Here is a 15323-nt window from a genome sequence, read left to right on the forward strand (position 1 = left end):
CAATGCCGCCTGGCAGGTGGTAACGGCCCAAGCGTGGGCCAGCGGGAGTTGATCAGCCGCCGGTGGCGTTCATGAAGCGCAGGATCTGCACGTCCCCGGTATCGAATTCGTGGCGCAGCGGTTTGCGCAGCAGGCCCTGACGGATGGCCGCCAGCACCGGGGCGTCGTCGCATGGGTGACGGCGCAGCAGGCCGCGCAGGTCGAGCGAATGTTCGTGGCCCAGGCACAGCAGCAGACGTCCCTCGACCGTGACCCGCACGCGGTTGCAGGTCGCGCAGAAGTTGTGGCTGTGCGGCGAGATGAAGCCGATGCGGCTGTCGGGGAAGCCCTGCAGGCGCACGTAGCGCGCCGGCCCGCCACTGTGCTCGGCGCTGTCGAGCAGGCTGTAGCGCTCGGCAATGCGCGCGCGCACCCAGTCGCTGGAACAGTAGCTCTCGCCGCGCTCGCGCCCCACCTGCCCCAGCGGCATCTCCTCGATGAAGCTGATATCCAGGCCGCGGCTCAGGGCGAAGTCGACCAGGTCCGTCACCTCGTCGGCGTTGCGCCCGTGCATCACCACCACGTTCAGCTTGAGGTTGGCGAAGCCGGCCGCCTGCGCGGCCTCGATACCGGCCAGCACCTGGCCCAGCTCGCCGGTGCGGGTGATGGCGCGAAAGCGTTCAGGGCGCAGGCTGTCCAGGCTGATGTTTAGGCGCTTGACCCCCGCCTCGGCCAGCGGCCTGGCCAGCTTGTGCAGCTGCGAGCCGTTGGTGGTCATCACCAGCTCGCGCAGGCCCGGCAGCGCGGCGATGCGCTGGCACAGACCGACTACACCGGGGCGCACCAGCGGCTCGCCGCCGGTGAGGCGGATCTTGCGCACGCCCTGGGCGACGAAGATCCGCGCCGTACGCTCCAGCTCCTCCAGCGTCAGCACCTGCTGGCGTGGCAGGAAGGTCATGTCCTCGGCCATGCAGTAGACGCAGCGGAAATCGCAGCGGTCGGTGACCGACAGGCGCAGGTAATCAATGCTGCGGCCGAAGCCGTCCTGCAGCAGGCTGCTCATGGTACTCCCCAGGCCCTGGGCCGGTTTACTGCAACAGCGGGCTGTCGGCGCCTTCGAGCAGGATGCCCTGGATGTCCGCCTCGCCGATCAGGTTCTTCAGGTACTGCGCCACGGCCACCTGCCACACCCGCTGGTCCAGCTCGGCGCAGATGCTCTTGTGCACCGCCTCGAACGGCAGTGGCTGGCCCTCGAGACGCTGTTCCACCAGCACCACATGGAAGCCATAGCGGCTTTCCAGCGGCTGCCCGGCCAGGCCGAGCGGCAGACGGAACAACTGGCGCTCGAACTCCGGCACCGTCTGCCCCTGGCTGATCTGCCCCAGCGCCCCGCCCTGCTCCTTGGAGGGGCAGGCCGAATGCGCCATGGCCAGCTCGGCGAAGCGCTCGGGCTGTGCCTGCAGCTCGGCGATCAGCGCCTGGGCCTGGTCACGGGCCTGGCTGCGCTCCTCGGCATCGTCGGCCGGGCAGGCCAGCAGGATGTGCCGGGCCGCCAGCAGCGGTGCGCTGGCATAGCGCGAACGATTGCGCTCGAAGTAGGCGCGGCAGGTCGCCTCGTCGGCATGCGGCAGCGCCACCTCGCGCTCGATCAGCGTGCGGGTGGCGGCCTCCTCCTCGCTCTCGCCCGCGGCCGCACGGACCCGGATATCCAGCGCGCTGATTCGCTGTTGCAGCAGCTCGCGGATCACCAGCGCCTGGCTGGCCAGGAAGATGGCTTCCTGGCGGGTGTTCGCCGGGTGGTACTGCAGCTCCTGGGCGATTGCCTCGGGCGCGATGGCGACACCATTGACCTTGATCCGCGGCCACTCCTGCTCGCTGCTGGCGATCAGTTCCAGTGAGGGCTCATCCTCGCTTTCGTCGTCCGCGGCCGGAGCCTGCTCGACCACCGGCTCGAACGCCTGCACACCGGCCTGCGCCGGCTCGGGCACCACGACCTGGCTGGCGCCACCGGCGCAGCCACCACCACCGTTGCCGCTACCTCCGCATCCACAACCCATGTCACACCTCCACGCATTCGTTTGGCGGTGGGTGAGGCCACCCACCTTGCTGGTCCCGGATGGCGCTGGCGCCTGTCCGGGCTACACGACTCAAGATTCATCCGCTGTGGATCGGCCGGCCGAGGCGCAGCCGATCCAGACGTTGCCTCAGGCCTTCTGGCGCACGATCTGGTAGCGCCGCCCCAGGTACCACACCGGCGCGCTGACGATGTGTACCAGGCGGGTGAAGGGGAACAGCACGAACAGGCTCAGGCCGAGGAACACGTGCAGCTTGTACACCAGGCTCACCGGAGCGATGGCCGCGGCGGCCAGCTGCGGCTGCAGGGTCACGGTGTACTGCGCCCAGTCGGCCAGCATCACCATCACCGAGCCGTCCATGTGGTGGGTCGAGGCATAGATGGTGCCTAGGCCCAGCAGCAGCTGCACCAGCAGCACGACCAGCACCAGGATGTCCGAACAGCTGGAGCTGGCGCGCACCCGGGCGTCGCTCAGGCGGCGCTTGAGCAGCATCAGCAGGCCGATCAGGCACAGGCCACCGAAGATGCCGCCGGAGACCATCGCCAGCAGCTGCTTGTTCTCGGTGCTGATCACATGGTGATAGACCGAGGCCGGGGTCAGCAGGCCGACGAAGTGGCCGGCCAGCACGAACAGCACGCCGACATGGAACAGGTTGCTGGCGATACGCATGTAGCGGTGTTCGGCCGGGGTACGGTTGAAGATCTGGCTGGAACCGGCCTTCCAGCTGTACTGCGACAGATCGAAACGCGCCCAGCTGCCGATCAGGCAGACCGCCAGGGCGATATAGGGATACACGCCGAAGGCGAGGAAGTTCAGATTAGCCATTGTGCACCTCCTGGGCCGGCACGCTGGCCGCCCCGTCCTGCTTGAAATCGATCCAGTGCAGCGGCACCGGCACCTCTTCGCGAGCCTTGCCCGGCATCGTAGTCTGGCTTGGGCAGCGGTCCTGCTGCTCGGCCTTGAGGAAGTCCACGGCCTCATCCTCCCACAACTTGTCCAGCGCTTCCAGGCTGTCGTCGCGCACCTCGCCGGCCACCTGCTCGCGCACCTCGGCCACCGCCACCGCCGGCTGTTCGCCGGCGATCTGCAGCAGCGCGCGGAAACACGCGGCGTAAGGGCTCTCGCGTTCCTCCAGGCGCGCCGCCAGCAGGGCCAGCAGGTGCGCCACGTCGGCCAGGCCCTCGCGGGCCTCGAGGTCCTCGCGGCTGGCCAGGTACTCCAGGTACAGCGGGATGTAGTCGGGCAGCTCGCGCACGCCGATGGCGAACCCGGCGGCCTCGTACTGCGCCATCAGGTCGACCATGGCCTGGCCGCGGTCGCGCGACTCGCCATGCACGTGCTCAAACAGCAGCAGCGACAGGGCGCGGCCACGGTCGAACAGCTCGGTGTAGCGCTCCTGCACGTCCATCAGCTCGTCACCGGCCAGCTCGTCGAGCAGGCGCAGCAGCGAGCCGCGCTGGTCCGGGCTGATCTCGCGGGCGCTGCAGATGGCCTCGTCCAGCTCCTTGTGGGCGCTGCGCAGCGCCTCCTCGGGGTAGTCGAGCAACAGGGAAATCACCTTGAGAATCTGCATGGTCATTCCTCCCAGATCTGCACGGTCTTGAGGATGTCGCGCTTGTTGGCCTTCTTGGCGCCGAACATGTTGGTGTCCGACGAGCCACTGCAGCCGCTGCCGAAGCTGAAGCCACAGCCGGAGCGCTCGGCGAAGGCATCGCTCATGGCCTCCTCGCGGTGCGCCGACGGAATCACGTAGCGATCCTCGTAGTTGGCGATGGCCAGGTAGCGGTACATGTCCTCGCACTGCGCCACGGAGAGACCGACCGACTCCAGCACCTTGAGGTCCTGCACGCCGTCGACCTGCTCGGCGCGCTTGTAGGCACGCATCGCCAGCAGGCGCTTGAGGGCCAGCTTGACCGGCTGCTCGTCACCGGCGGTGAGCAGATTGGCCAGGTAGCGTACCGGGATGCGCAGGCTGTCCACGTCCGGCAGCACGCCATCCATGCTCACGCTGCCCTTGGCGGCGGCGTTCTGGATCGGCGACAGCGGCGGCACGTACCAGACCATCGGCAGGGTGCGGTATTCCGGGTGCAGCGGCAGGGCCAGCTGCCAGTCCACCGCCAGCTTGTACACCGGCGACTTCTGCGCGGCCTCGATCACCGACAGCGGCACGCCGTCCTTCAGCGCCTGCTCGATCACCTTGGGATCGTTCGGGTCGAGGAAGATCTCCAGCTGCTTCTGGTACAGGTCCTGCTCGCTCGGGGTGCTGGCCACCTCGTGGATGCGGTCGGCGTCATACAGCAGCACGCCGAGGTAGCGGATGCGGCCCACGCAGGTTTCCGAGCACACGGTCGGCATGCCGGCTTCGATGCGCGGGTAGCAGAAGATGCACTTCTCGGATTTACCGCTCTTCCAGTTGAAGTAAATCTTCTTGTACGGGCAGCCGCTGATGCACATGCGCCAGCCGCGGCACTTCTCCTGGTCGATGAGGACGATGCCGTCCTCCTCGCGCTTGTAGATCGCGCCGCTCGGGCAGGAGGCCGCGCACGCCGGGTTGAGGCAGTGCTCGCACAGGCGCGGCAGGTACATCATGAAGGTGTTTTCGTACTCGCCGTAGATGTCGGCCTGCACCTTGTCGAAGTTCTTGTCCTTGCGCCGCTTGGCGAACTCGGTGCCGAGAATCTCCTCCCAGTTCGGGCCCCACTCGATCTTCTCCATGCGTTGGCCGGAGATCACCGAACGCGGCCGGGCCACCGGCTGGTGGTTACCCAGCGGCGCGGTGTGCAGGTGCTGGTAGTCGAAGTCGAACGGCTCGTAGTAGTCGTCGATGCTCGGCAGGTCCGGGTTGGAGAAGATGTTCGCCAGCACGCGGAACTTGCCGCCGATCTTCGGGTTGATCGAACCATCCTTGTTGCGTACCCAGCCGCCTTTCCACTTCTCCTGGTTTTCCCACTCTTTCGGGTAGCCGATACCGGGCTTGGTCTCGACGTTGTTGAACCAGGCGTATTCCATGCCTTCACGGCTGGTCCAGACGTTTTTGCAGGTGATCGAGCAGGTGTGGCAGCCGATGCACTTGTCCAGGTTCAGGACCATGCCCACTTGTGAACGAATTTTCATGTCGGCTCTCCTCACTCGATCTCGGTCGGCAGCGGTTGTGGCAGGGCGTCGCCGTTAGGCCCGTCCAGCCAGTCCACCTTGTTCATCTTGCGCACCACGACGAACTCGTCGCGGTTGCAGCCCACGGTGCCGTAGTAGTTGAAGCCGTAGGCCAGCTGGGCGTAGCCACCGATCATATGGGTGGGCTTGAGCACCACGCGGGTCACCGAGTTGTGGTGGCCACCGCGGGTCTGGGTGCTCTCGGCGCCGGGCACATTCACGATGCGTTCCTGGGCGTGGTACATCATCACCATGCCTTCCTTGACCCGCTGGCTGACCACCGCGCGGGCGGTCAGGGCGCCGTTGGCGTTGAAGCACTCGATCCAGTCGTTGTCCTCGATGCCGACCTTCTTCGCGTCGATCTCGCTCATCCACACGATCGGACCGCCACGGCTCAGGGTGAGCATGATCAGGTTGTCGGTGTAGGTGCTGTGGATGCCCCACTTCTGGTGCGGGGTGATCCAGTTCAGGCAGATCTCCGGGTTGCCGTTGGACATCTTGCCCTTCACGTAGCCGGTCGAGCGGGTGTTGATCGGCGGCCGGTAGCTCATCAGGCCCTCGCCGAAGGCCAGCATCCAGGGGTGATCCTGGTAGAACTGCTGGCGACCGGTGATGGTGCGCCACGGGATCAGCTCGTGGACGTTGGTGTAGCCGGCGTTGTAGGACACATGCTCGTCTTCCAGGCCGGACCAGGTCGGGCTGGAGATGATCTTGCGCGGCTGCGCCTGGATATCGCGGAAGCGGATCGCCTCATGCTCCTTGGGCAGCGCCAGGTGGCTGTGATCGCGACCGGTGAACTCCGACAGCGCGGCCCAGGCCTTCACGGCAACATGGCCGTTGGTTTCCGGAGCCAGCGAGAGGATGACCTCCGCCGCGTCGATGGCCGACTCGATCTTTGGCCGGCCCTGGCTGACGCCCTCCTCGCGCACCTTGTAGTTCAGCTCGCCGAGGAACTCGACCTCGTGCTCGGTGTTCCAGTTGATGCCCTTGCCGCCGTTGCCCAGCTTGTCCAGCAGCGGGCCGAGCGAGGTGAACTTCTTGTAGGTGTTCGGGTAGTCGCGCTCGACCACCGTGATGTTCGGGCAGTTCTTGCCCGGCTGCGGCGCCACGCCCGCGGTCTTCCAGTCGCTGCCACCGAAGGGCTGCGCCAGCTCGCCGGGGGTGTCGTGCAGCAAAGGCACTGTGACCAGGTCCTGCTCGACGCCCAGGTGCCCCTTGGCCATCTCGGAGAAGGACTTGGCGATGCCCTTGTAGATCTCCCAGTCCGAACGCGCTTCCCAGGCCGGATCGATGGCGGCCGACAGCGGGTGGATGAAGGGGTGCATGTCCGAGGTGTTCATGTCGTCCTTCTCGTACCAGGTCGCGGTCGGCAGGACGATGTCGGAGTACACGCAGGTCGAGGACATGCGGAAGTCCAGGGTAGTCACCAGGTCGAGCTTGCCGATGGCGCCCTCGTCCACCCACTCGGCCTCGTTCGGCTTGAAGCCGCCGCGCTTGCCGAGGTCCTCGTTCATCACGCCGTTCTTGGTACCCAGCAGGTACTTGAGCATGTACTCGTGGCCCTTGCCCGAGCTGCCCAGCAGGTTGGAGCGCCAGATGAACATGTTGCGCGGGAAGTTGACCGGGTTGTCCGGCTGTTCACAGGAGAAGCGCAGCGAGCCGTCGGCCAGCGACTTGGTCACGTAGTCCACCGGCGACAGACCGGCGGCCTTGGCGTCGCGGCAGATCTGCAGCGGGTTGCGGTTCAGCTGCGGGGCGCTCGGCAGCCAGCCGGCGCGCTCGGCGCGGATGTTGTAGTCGAGCATGTGCTCGGGGAACTGCGACTTGTCGGCCAGCGGCGAGAGCACCTCGTGAATGCTCATCTTCTCGTGGCGCCACTGCGAGCTGTGGTTGTAGAAGAAGCTGGTGCCGTTCATCTGCCGCGGCGGACGGCTCCAGTCCAGGCCGAAGGCCAGCGGCAGCCAGCCGCACTGCGGACGCAGCTTCTCCTGGCCGACGTAGTGGGCCCAACCGCCACCGGTCTGACCCACGCAGCCGCACAACATCAGCATGTTGATCAGGCCGCGGTAGTTCATGTCCATGTGGTACCAGTGGTTCATCGCCGCACCGACGATGATCATGGAACGGCCCTTGGTCTTGTCGGCGTTGTCGGCGAACTCGCGGGCGATCTGGATGGCCTTCTCGCGGCTGACGCCGGTGATCTTCTCCTGCCAGGCCGGGGTGCCCGGCACGCGGTCGTCGTCATAGTGGTTGGCGACGTTGGCGCCGCCCAGGCCACGGTCGATGCCGAGGTTGGCGGCCATCAGGTCGAACACGCTGGCGACCCGCGCCTGGCTGCCGTCGGCCAGGATCACGGTGCGCACCGGTACGCGGCGCAGCTGGATCTCCTCGCCCGGCACGGCAGTGAAGTACTCGTGGGTCTGCCCGCCGAAATAAGGGAAGGCGACTTCCGCCACTTCGCCACTGTCGATCTGGCTGAGCTTGAGATCGATCTCGCGCCCGGCGCCGCCCTCGCGGGCCTCGATGTTCCACTTGCCCTTCTCGCCCCAGCGGTAGCCGATGGAGCCCTGCGGCGACACCAGCTCGCCCGAGGCGTCGACGGCGATGGTCTTCCACTCGGGGTTGTTGCCCTGGCCGAGGCTGTCGGTCAGGTCGCTGGCACGCAGGAAGCGCTCGGCGCGGTAGCTGCCGTCCTGCTCATTGAGCAGCACCAGCATCGGCAGGTCGGTGTAGCGCTTGGCGTAGTCGGTGAAGTAGGCGCTGGGCTTCTCCAGGTGGAATTCCTTGAAGATGACGTGGGCGAAGGCCTGCGCCAGCGCCGCGTCGGTGCCCTGCTTGGGGTTGAGCCAGAGGTCGGTGAGTTTGGCCACCTCGGCGTAGTCTGGGGTGATGGCCACGGTCTTGGTGCCCTTGTAGCGCACCTCGGTGAAGAAGTGCGCGTCCGGGGTACGGGTCTGCGGAACGTTGGAGCCCCAGGCGATGATGTAGTTGGAGTTGTACCAGTCGGCCGATTCCGGCACGTCGGTCTGCTCGCCCCACACCTGCGGCGAGGACGGCGGCAGGTCGCAGTACCAATCGTAGAAGCTGAGGCACACGCCGCCGATCAGCGACAGGTAACGGCTACCGGCGGCATAGCTGACCATGGACATGGCCGGGATCGGCGAGAAGCCGACCACGCGGTCCGGGCCGAACTGCTTGACGGTGTAGACGTTGGCCGCGGCGATGATCTCGTTGACCTCGTTCCAGCTGGAACGGATGAAGCCGCCCATGCCGCGCTTGCTCTTGTAGCTTTCGGCCTTGACCGGGTCGCTGACGATGCTGGCCCAGGCCTCGACCGGCGCCAGGGTCTTGCGTGCTTCGCGCCAGAGTCTCAGCAGGGGTTTACGGACCTTGGGGTATTTAAGGCGGTTGGCACTGTAGATGTACCAGCTGTAGCTGGCGCCGCGCGGGCAGCCACGCGGTTCGTGGTTGGGCAGGTCGTTACGGGTGCGCGGGTAGTCGGTCTGCTGGGTTTCCCAGGTGATCAGGCCGTTCTTCACGTAGATCTTCCAGGAGCACGACCCGGTGCAGTTCACCCCGTGGGTGGAGCGCACGATCTTGTCGTACTGCCAGCGCGAACGGTAGACGTTCTCCCAGTCACGCGATTCCTTGCGGGTCTCGCCATGACCGTCGGCGAACTCCCCCTGCTTGCGATTGAAGAAGCGCAGCTGGTCGAGTATGTGGCTCATTTTCTCTTCCTCTCAGGCTGAGCGCGGGCGGCCCCGCGCTCGTCATTTCTTGGGTTGTGGCGGACTAGCAGGGGGTCTCTGCGCCCTTGCGCGAGTACCACCACCAGGTGACCAGGATGCAGCTGACGTAGTAGCCAACGAACACGTACAGGGCGACCTCGGGCCCGCCGGTGAGGGCGATGGAGCTGCCGAAGGACTTGGGAATGAAGAAGGCGCCGAAGGCCCCGATGGCCGAGCTGAAGCCGAGCACCGCAGCCGATTCCTTGCCGGCGGCCTTGATCGCCTGCTCCTTCTCGGCGGCGCCCTTGCCGGCGCTGAGGCGCTCGTGCAGGGTGCGGAAGATCACCGGGATCATGCGGAAGGTGGAACCGTTGCCGATGCCGGTGGTGACGAACAGCAGCATGAACATGGCCAGGAAGCCGTAGAAGTTGCCGCCCTGGCCGCCCTGCGGCAGGAAGGCGATCACCCCGAACACCGCGGCGATCATCAGCACGAAGTTCCACAGGGTCACCCGCGCGCCACCCAGCTTGTCCGCCACCCAGCCGCCCAGCGGACGCACCAGGGCGCCGACCAGCGGGCCGAGGAAGGCGAACTTGAGCGCGTTGACCTCGGGGAAGGAATGCTTGATCAGCAGCGGGAAGGCCGCGGCGAAGCCGATGAAGGAACCGAAGGTGGCCAGGTACAGCCAGCACATCAGCCAGTTGTGCTTGCGCCTGAAGATCACCGCCTGCTCGGCGAAGGAGGCACGGGCCGAGGCCAGGTCGTTCATGCCGAACCAGGCCGCCAGGGTCACCGCCGCGATCAGCGGCACCCACACCAGGCCGGCGTTCTGCAGCCACAGCTGGCTGCCATCCGCCAGTTCCTGCGGCTTGCCGCCGACCGCGCCGAACAGGCCGAAGCCGATGACCAGCGGCACCAGAAACTGCATGGCCGACACGCCCAGGTTACCCAGGCCGGCGTTCAGGCCCAGGGCGGTGCCCTGCTGCGCCTTGGGGTAGAAGAAGCTGATGTTGGACATCGAGGAGGCGAAGTTGCCGCCACCGAAGCCGCACAGCAGGGCGATGATCACGAACACGCTGTAGGGCGTGCCCGGGTCCTGCACGGCGAAGCCCATCCAGATCGACGGAATCAGCAGCGAGGCGGTGCTTAGTGCGGTCCAGCGGCGCCCACCGAACACCGGCACCATGAACGAATAGAAGATGCGGAAGGTCGCCCCGGACAGCCCCGGCAGTGCCGCCAGCCAGAACAACTGATCGGTGCTGAAGCTGAAGCCGATGGCATTGAGGCGCACGATCACCGTACTCCACACCATCCACACGGCGAAGGCGAGAAACAGCGCGGGAATCGAGATCCACAGGTTGCGGGTGGCGATGGCCTTGCCGATGGAACCCCAGAAATGCGGATCCTCCGGACGCCAGTCCTCGATCACCGGCCCTTGCCGGGGCGGCTGCCCCATGGCCGGATTCTTGGTTGCGGACATGCTCAGTCTCCTTGTCAGGAAGCGGAATTCATGGGGCCGGTGGAACCCGAACCCATAACCGGGGTTTTGCGAACCTCGCTGAGGTACATCCAGATCAGGGAGACCCAGACCACGCCGTACATCAGCATGAAGCAGGAGCTGCGCACGCCGGTGAGGTCCACCAGGGCGCCGAACATGATCGGCAGGACGAAGCCGCCCAGGCCGCCGGCGAGGCCGACGATGCCGGACACGGCGCCCATGCGATCAGGGAATTCGTTGGAGATGTACTTGAACACCGAGGCCTTGCCGAAGGCCCAGGCGATGCCCATGACGAACATCAGCGCGGTGAACACCCAGACGTTGAGGCCGATGTGGAAGGTCTGCGGGCCGTTGACCGTGTGCACGGTGAAGTCGGTCTGCGGGTAGGACAGGATGAACAGGCATACCCAGCTCACCCACATCACCCACCAGGTCACGCTGTGCGCGCCCCATTTGTCCGACATCCAGCCGCCGATGGCGCGCAGCACGCCGCCCGGCAGGGAGAAGCAGGCGGCCAGCAGCGCCGCGCTCTGCAGGCTGAAGCCGTACTCCTGCACGTAGTACTTGGTCATCCACAGGGCCAGCGCGACGTAGCCGCCGAAGACGATCGAGTAGTACTGGCAGTAGCGCCAGACGCGCGGGTCCTTCAGGGTCTTCAGCTGCTCGCCCAGCGACACGCTGCTCGGCACCCGGTGCGCCTTGTTCTCGTAGGTGAGGAACCAGAACAGCAGCGCGGTGATGAACATGATCGCCGAGTAGACCTTCGGCACCATCTGCCAGCTGGCGGCGGCGATGATCGCCGGGGCGATGAACTTGGTCAGCGCCGAGCCGGCGTTGCCCGCGCCGAAGATGCCCATGGCCAGGCCCTGGCTGGACTTGTCGAACCATTTGGCGACGTAGGCGATACCTACCGAGAAGGAGCCGCCGGCCAGGCCGACGAACAGCCCGAGGACGAGGAACTGCCAGTACTGGGTGGCCTCGCTGATCAGGTAGATTGGCAGCACGCAGACCAGCATCAGCACGAAGAACACGATGCGTCCGCCGAAGCGGTCGGTGAGCATGCCCAGCGGCAGGCGGATCAGCGAACCGGTCAGGACCGGCGTCGAGGCCAGCAGGCCGAACTGGGTCTCGTTGAGCTGCAGCAGTTCCTTGATGGGTACACCGAGTACCGCGAACATCATCCACACCATGAAGCAGATGGTGAACGCGGCGGTGCTCATCCCCAGCACCAACCCCTGTTGCATTTTCTGGCTCGCCATGAACGCTCTCCCAAGCTGTTTCATGGCTGCAGGCTATTGCCAGGGGGCCGTCGTTTCTTGATCTGGATCAAGGAGCACCGGCGCCCTCACGACCTACCATTGCCCCAACTACCACCAAAGTGATAGTGGCGAAAATCAATAATAAATCCTTTTAAATCATGGATTTATCGCAATAGCAGAGCCTCGGCCGGTGGATCGCGGAGCGCTCCGAACTCTTTGGAGGTAGCGCGATGCTGGACTGGTTCAAGGGCTCGTTGCCGGCCCGCGCCGGGCTGGCGGTGATACTGATCGCCACCCTGGCCTTCTGCAGCGCGATCAGTGCCGTGCTGATCGCCATGGTCAGCGAGGACGACGCCGCCGCCATCAACACCGCCGGCTCGCTGCGCATGGCCACCTACCGCCTGAACTGGCGCCTGGAAGCCAATGCCGACGCCAGCACCATCGCCGCTCTGCGCGACGACATGCAGCGGCGCCTGGACAGCAACTCGCTCAGGCACATGATCGGCGACGAACCCGACGATCCGGTCGGCCATGCCTTCGCCAGCGTCCAGCGCCAGTGGCGCGAGCAGCTGCTACCGGCCCTGGAGCGTGGCGACCGGATCACCTTCCAGCAACAGTCGGAGATCTTCGTCGGCCAGCTGGAAAACTTCGTCATGCAGCTGCAGAAGCAGAGCGAGAAGCGCCAGAGCTGGCAGCAGAGCATCCAGGGCGCGGCCCTGCTGATGACCGTGGTGATCCTGCTGGTGGGCATGTTCGAGCTGCAGAACAGCGTGATCACCCCGTTGCAGGAGCTGGTCGGCGCCACCGAGCGCTTCCGCGCCGGCGACCTCGACGCGCGCATTGAGTACCGTTCCATCGATGAACTGGGGCAGATGGCGCTGAGCTTCAACGCCATGGCCGACGCCATCGAGGAATCGCACCGCACCCTCGAATCGCGGGTGGCGGAGAAGACGCAGAACCTGGCGCAGAGCAATGCCGCCCTGGAGCTGCTGTACCAGAGCAGCCGCAGCATCGCCAGCAGCCCGGCCAACGCCGAGCAGCTGGACGAGCTGATCGACAGCTTCCAGCAGCGCCTGCCCGGCCTGCGCCTGACCCTGTGCCTGAAAGGCGATACCCAGGCGCCGGTGGAGCACCTGATCGCCCTGCACGGCAACGAGTCGCGGGAAATCTGCGCGCGCAGCGACTGCGCCAGCTGCCAGCGCCATACCCAGCCCAACGGCCTGGACTTCATCATCAGCTCGCAGGGCAACAGCCTGGGCGAGCTGTGCGCCCACTACGAGGACGGCCACACTCCGCGCCAGTGGGAGCAGGAGCTGATCCAGGCGCTGGCCAACCTGATCGGCACTTCGCTGTCGCTGGAGCGCCAGCGCGAGCAGGACAACCGCCTGCTGCTGCTCGACGAGCGCACCACCATCGCCCGCGAGCTGCATGATTCGCTGGCCCAGGCGCTGTCCTACATGAAGCTGCAGGTCAGCCGCCTGCAGACCCTGATCCGCCGCGGCGAAAGCAGCGAGGTGCTGCTGGAGGTCAGCGACGAGCTGCGCGAGGGCCTGAACAGCGCCTATCGCCAGTTGCGCGAACTGCTCACCACCTTCCGCCTGCAGATCCAGGACGGCGGCATCGAGCAGGCCCTCGACGACACCGCCCGCGAGTTCGCCGAGCGCGGCAACCTGCGTGTGCTGCTGCACGCCGAACCGCTGGCCTTCACCCTGTCGGCCACCGAGCAGATCCACCTGCTGCAGATCGCCCGCGAGGCGCTGTCCAACTGCGCGCGCCATGCCCAGGCCAGCCAGGCCTGGGTGCACCTGCGTCAGTGCGGCGAGAATGTCGAACTGCTGGTAGAAGACGACGGCATCGGCATCGATCCCGCTTTCGACAGCCGTCACCACCACGGCCTGAACATCATGCAGGAGCGCGCCCACAGCCTGGGCGGCAGCCTCGCATTGACTCCCCGCGAGCCCCAGGGCACCCGCGTGCGTCTGCTGTTCTGTCCGGAATTCCTGCGTCAACCGACTCCCGAGGCCCTTTCATGAACGCCACCCTGCCCCACACCCTGCTGCTGGTCGACGACCATCCGATGATGCGTCGCGGCCTGCGCCAGCTGATCGAGCTGGAAGGCGACCTGACCGTGGTGGGCGAAGCCAACAACGGCCTCGAGGCCTGCGAGCAGGTACAGCGCCTCACCCCCGACCTGGTGGTGCTGGACAACAACATGCCGCAGCTCAATGGCGTGGAAACGCTCAAGCGCCTGCGCGAGCAGGGCTTCGTCGGCAAGATCCTGCTGTTCACCGTGTCCGATGCCGAGCACGACGTGCGCGACGCCATGCGCTTCGGCGCCGACGGCTACCTGCTCAAGGACATGGAGCCCGAACACCTGATCGCCCGCCTGCGCGAAGTGCTGCGCGGCACCCTGGTGATCAGCCCGTCGCTGACCACCGTGCTGGCCCAGGCCCTGCGCGCGCCGCAGAGCGCCAGCTCGCTGGACCTGACCGACCGCGAGCGGCAGGTGCTGAAGATGATTGCCGCCGGCCTGAGCAACAAGATGATCGGCAACAAGCTGGGCATCACCGAAGGCACGGTGAAGGTCCATGTGAAGAACCTGCTGCACAAGCTCGGACTGCGCTCGCGGGTGGAAGCGGCCGTGTGGGCGCTGGAGCACCTGGGCTGAGTCAGAGGTCGTAGAGGAAGGTGCTGTCGAGCTGGGACGCGTTGTCCAGCGTCACCTGCAGGTCCTTCACCAGGCCATCGGCCAGGCCGTAGATCCAGCCATGCACCGCCAGCGGCTGCCCGCGCTGCCAGGCGTTCTGCACGATGGTGGTGTGGCAGACGTTGCGCACCTGGCGCTGCACGTTCAGCTCGCACAGCAGGTTGACCTGCTGCTCATCGTCCAGCCCGTCGAAGCGCACCAGGTTCTGGTGATGGATGGCCTTGAGCGCGCGCAGCCAGTTGTCGATCAGCCCCAGCTCGCGGTGCCCCAGCGCGGCGCGCACGCCACCGCAGCCGTAGTGGCCGCAGACGATCACATGCCGCACCTGCAGCACGTCCACCGCGTACTGCAGCACCGAGAGAAAATTCATGTCGGTGGCCACCACCATGTTGGCCACGTTGCGATGCACGAACAGCTCGCCGGGCATCAGCCCGACCACTTCGTTGGCCGGCACGCGGCTGTCCGAGCAGCCGATCCAGAGAAACTCCGGCCGCTGCTGCCGCGCCAGGCGGGCAAAGAAATCGGGGTCGCGGGCAGTCAGCGCTTCGGACCAGAAGCGGTTGTTGGCCAGCAGTTGCTTGATCTCCAAGGTTCACCTCGCAGGGTTCAGGGTGCGCCGGCCGCGGCACTGCGCAAGCAGGCCGCAGTGACAGCAGCCTATCGATCTGCCTACGACGCTAGCCGCCCGCTCCGGCGCTGAAACTGACCAAAATCAAGAAAGCCGAGAAACCACCCAGGCTCGGCGCGGAACTTGATGTCCATCAAGGCCGCGGTGGGGTGGCGCTCTATCGTCGCCGGCAAATTCAGTACCGGAGACGTCCCATGCAACTGTCCCATCTGCGCTGGCTCACCCTGCCCCTGCTGGCTGTCGCCGCCCCGTCCTGGGCGGACCAACCCCTGAGCGACCTGTTCACCCAGGGCAAG

Annotated in this window: 11 protein-coding genes; 2 read left to right on the top strand and 9 right to left on the bottom strand. The window is 66.1% G+C overall.

Features of this window, described 5'->3' with window-relative positions; genetic code table 11:
* Positions 1–52: 52 nt before the first annotated feature.
* From moaA to PA6_RS16040, 8 genes are all read right to left on the bottom strand, one after another.
* Entirely contained in the window at positions 53–1042 is a 990-nt protein-coding gene (gene moaA / locus PA6_RS16005; RefSeq protein ID WP_021701983.1) for a GTP 3',8-cyclase MoaA, read from the bottom strand.
* A 25-nt stretch (positions 1043–1067) separates the two neighbouring features.
* A complete protein-coding gene (locus PA6_RS16010; protein ID WP_021701984.1) occupies positions 1068–2036 on the bottom strand; it encodes a peptidylprolyl isomerase in 969 nt (322 codons plus the stop codon).
* A gap of 147 nt (positions 2037–2183) precedes the next feature.
* Positions 2184–2879 (bottom strand): respiratory nitrate reductase subunit gamma, encoded by a 696-nt coding sequence (gene narI, locus PA6_RS16015; RefSeq protein ID WP_021701985.1) that lies wholly within the window; start codon positions 2877–2879, stop codon positions 2184–2186.
* Entirely contained in the window at positions 2872–3627 is a 756-nt protein-coding gene (narJ, locus tag PA6_RS16020) for a nitrate reductase molybdenum cofactor assembly chaperone (RefSeq protein WP_021701986.1), read from the bottom strand. Before narJ ends, narI begins: the two co-directional genes overlap by 8 nt.
* Before the next feature lie 2 nt (positions 3628–3629).
* Positions 3630–5168 (bottom strand): nitrate reductase subunit beta, encoded by a 1539-nt coding sequence (gene narH, locus PA6_RS16025; protein WP_021701987.1) that lies wholly within the window; start codon positions 5166–5168, stop codon positions 3630–3632.
* Between the two features lie 11 nt (positions 5169–5179).
* Complete coding sequence (locus PA6_RS16030) at positions 5180–8935, bottom strand: nitrate reductase subunit alpha (protein WP_021701988.1); 3756 nt, start codon at positions 8933–8935, stop codon at positions 5180–5182.
* A 64-nt stretch (positions 8936–8999) separates the two neighbouring features.
* Complete coding sequence (locus tag PA6_RS16035; protein WP_255209932.1) at positions 9000–10391, bottom strand: NarK family nitrate/nitrite MFS transporter; 1392 nt, start codon at positions 10389–10391, stop codon at positions 9000–9002.
* A gap of 38 nt (positions 10392–10429) precedes the next feature.
* Positions 10430–11692, bottom strand: coding sequence for an MFS transporter (locus PA6_RS16040; protein WP_021701990.1), 1263 nt, complete (start codon positions 11690–11692; stop codon positions 10430–10432).
* A 230-nt stretch (positions 11693–11922) separates the two neighbouring features.
* Here PA6_RS16040 and PA6_RS16045 point away from each other — a divergent pair, with 230 nt between their 5' ends.
* Positions 11923–13725, top strand: coding sequence for an ATP-binding protein (locus tag PA6_RS16045; protein WP_021701991.1), 1803 nt, complete (start codon positions 11923–11925; stop codon positions 13723–13725).
* Positions 13722–14360 (top strand): two-component system response regulator NarL, encoded by a 639-nt coding sequence (gene narL / locus PA6_RS16050; protein ID WP_021701992.1) that lies wholly within the window; start codon positions 13722–13724, stop codon positions 14358–14360. Before PA6_RS16045 ends, narL begins: the two co-directional genes overlap by 4 nt.
* Position 14361: 1 nt before the next feature.
* On the opposite strand, the gene can is transcribed toward narL, so the two are convergent.
* On the bottom strand, positions 14362–14988 hold the full coding sequence (gene can, locus PA6_RS16055) for a carbonate dehydratase (RefSeq protein WP_021701993.1): 627 nt from the start codon (positions 14986–14988) through the stop codon (positions 14362–14364).
* Positions 14989–15323 lie beyond the last annotated feature (335 nt).

It is taken from the genome of Aquipseudomonas alcaligenes NBRC 14159 (assembly GCF_000467105.1).
GTDB lineage: Bacteria > Pseudomonadota > Gammaproteobacteria > Pseudomonadales > Pseudomonadaceae > Aquipseudomonas > Aquipseudomonas alcaligenes.

What these genes read in the sequence shown, in the direction of transcription:
- narH (WP_021701987.1), bottom strand. Translation starts at nt 5,168, where the DNA reads ATGAAAATTCGTTCACAAGTGGGCATGGTCCTGAACCTGGACAAGTGC.
- PA6_RS16040 (WP_021701990.1), bottom strand. Translation starts at nt 11,692, where the DNA reads ATGGCGAGCCAGAAAATGCAACAGGGGTTGGTGCTGGGGATGAGCACC.
- PA6_RS16010 (WP_021701984.1), bottom strand. Translation starts at nt 2,036, where the DNA reads ATGGGTTGTGGATGCGGAGGTAGCGGCAACGGTGGTGGTGGCTGCGCC.
- PA6_RS16045 (WP_021701991.1), top strand. Translation starts at nt 11,923, where the DNA reads ATGCTGGACTGGTTCAAGGGCTCGTTGCCGGCCCGCGCCGGGCTGGCG.
- PA6_RS16030 (WP_021701988.1), bottom strand. Translation starts at nt 8,935, where the DNA reads ATGAGCCACATACTCGACCAGCTGCGCTTCTTCAATCGCAAGCAGGGG.
- narJ (WP_021701986.1), bottom strand. Translation starts at nt 3,627, where the DNA reads ATGCAGATTCTCAAGGTGATTTCCCTGTTGCTCGACTACCCCGAGGAG.
- narL (WP_021701992.1), top strand. Translation starts at nt 13,722, where the DNA reads ATGAACGCCACCCTGCCCCACACCCTGCTGCTGGTCGACGACCATCCG.
- narI (WP_021701985.1), bottom strand. Translation starts at nt 2,879, where the DNA reads ATGGCTAATCTGAACTTCCTCGCCTTCGGCGTGTATCCCTATATCGCC.
- PA6_RS16035 (WP_255209932.1), bottom strand. Translation starts at nt 10,391, where the DNA reads ATGGGGCAGCCGCCCCGGCAAGGGCCGGTGATCGAGGACTGGCGTCCG.
- moaA (WP_021701983.1), bottom strand. Translation starts at nt 1,042, where the DNA reads ATGAGCAGCCTGCTGCAGGACGGCTTCGGCCGCAGCATTGATTACCTG.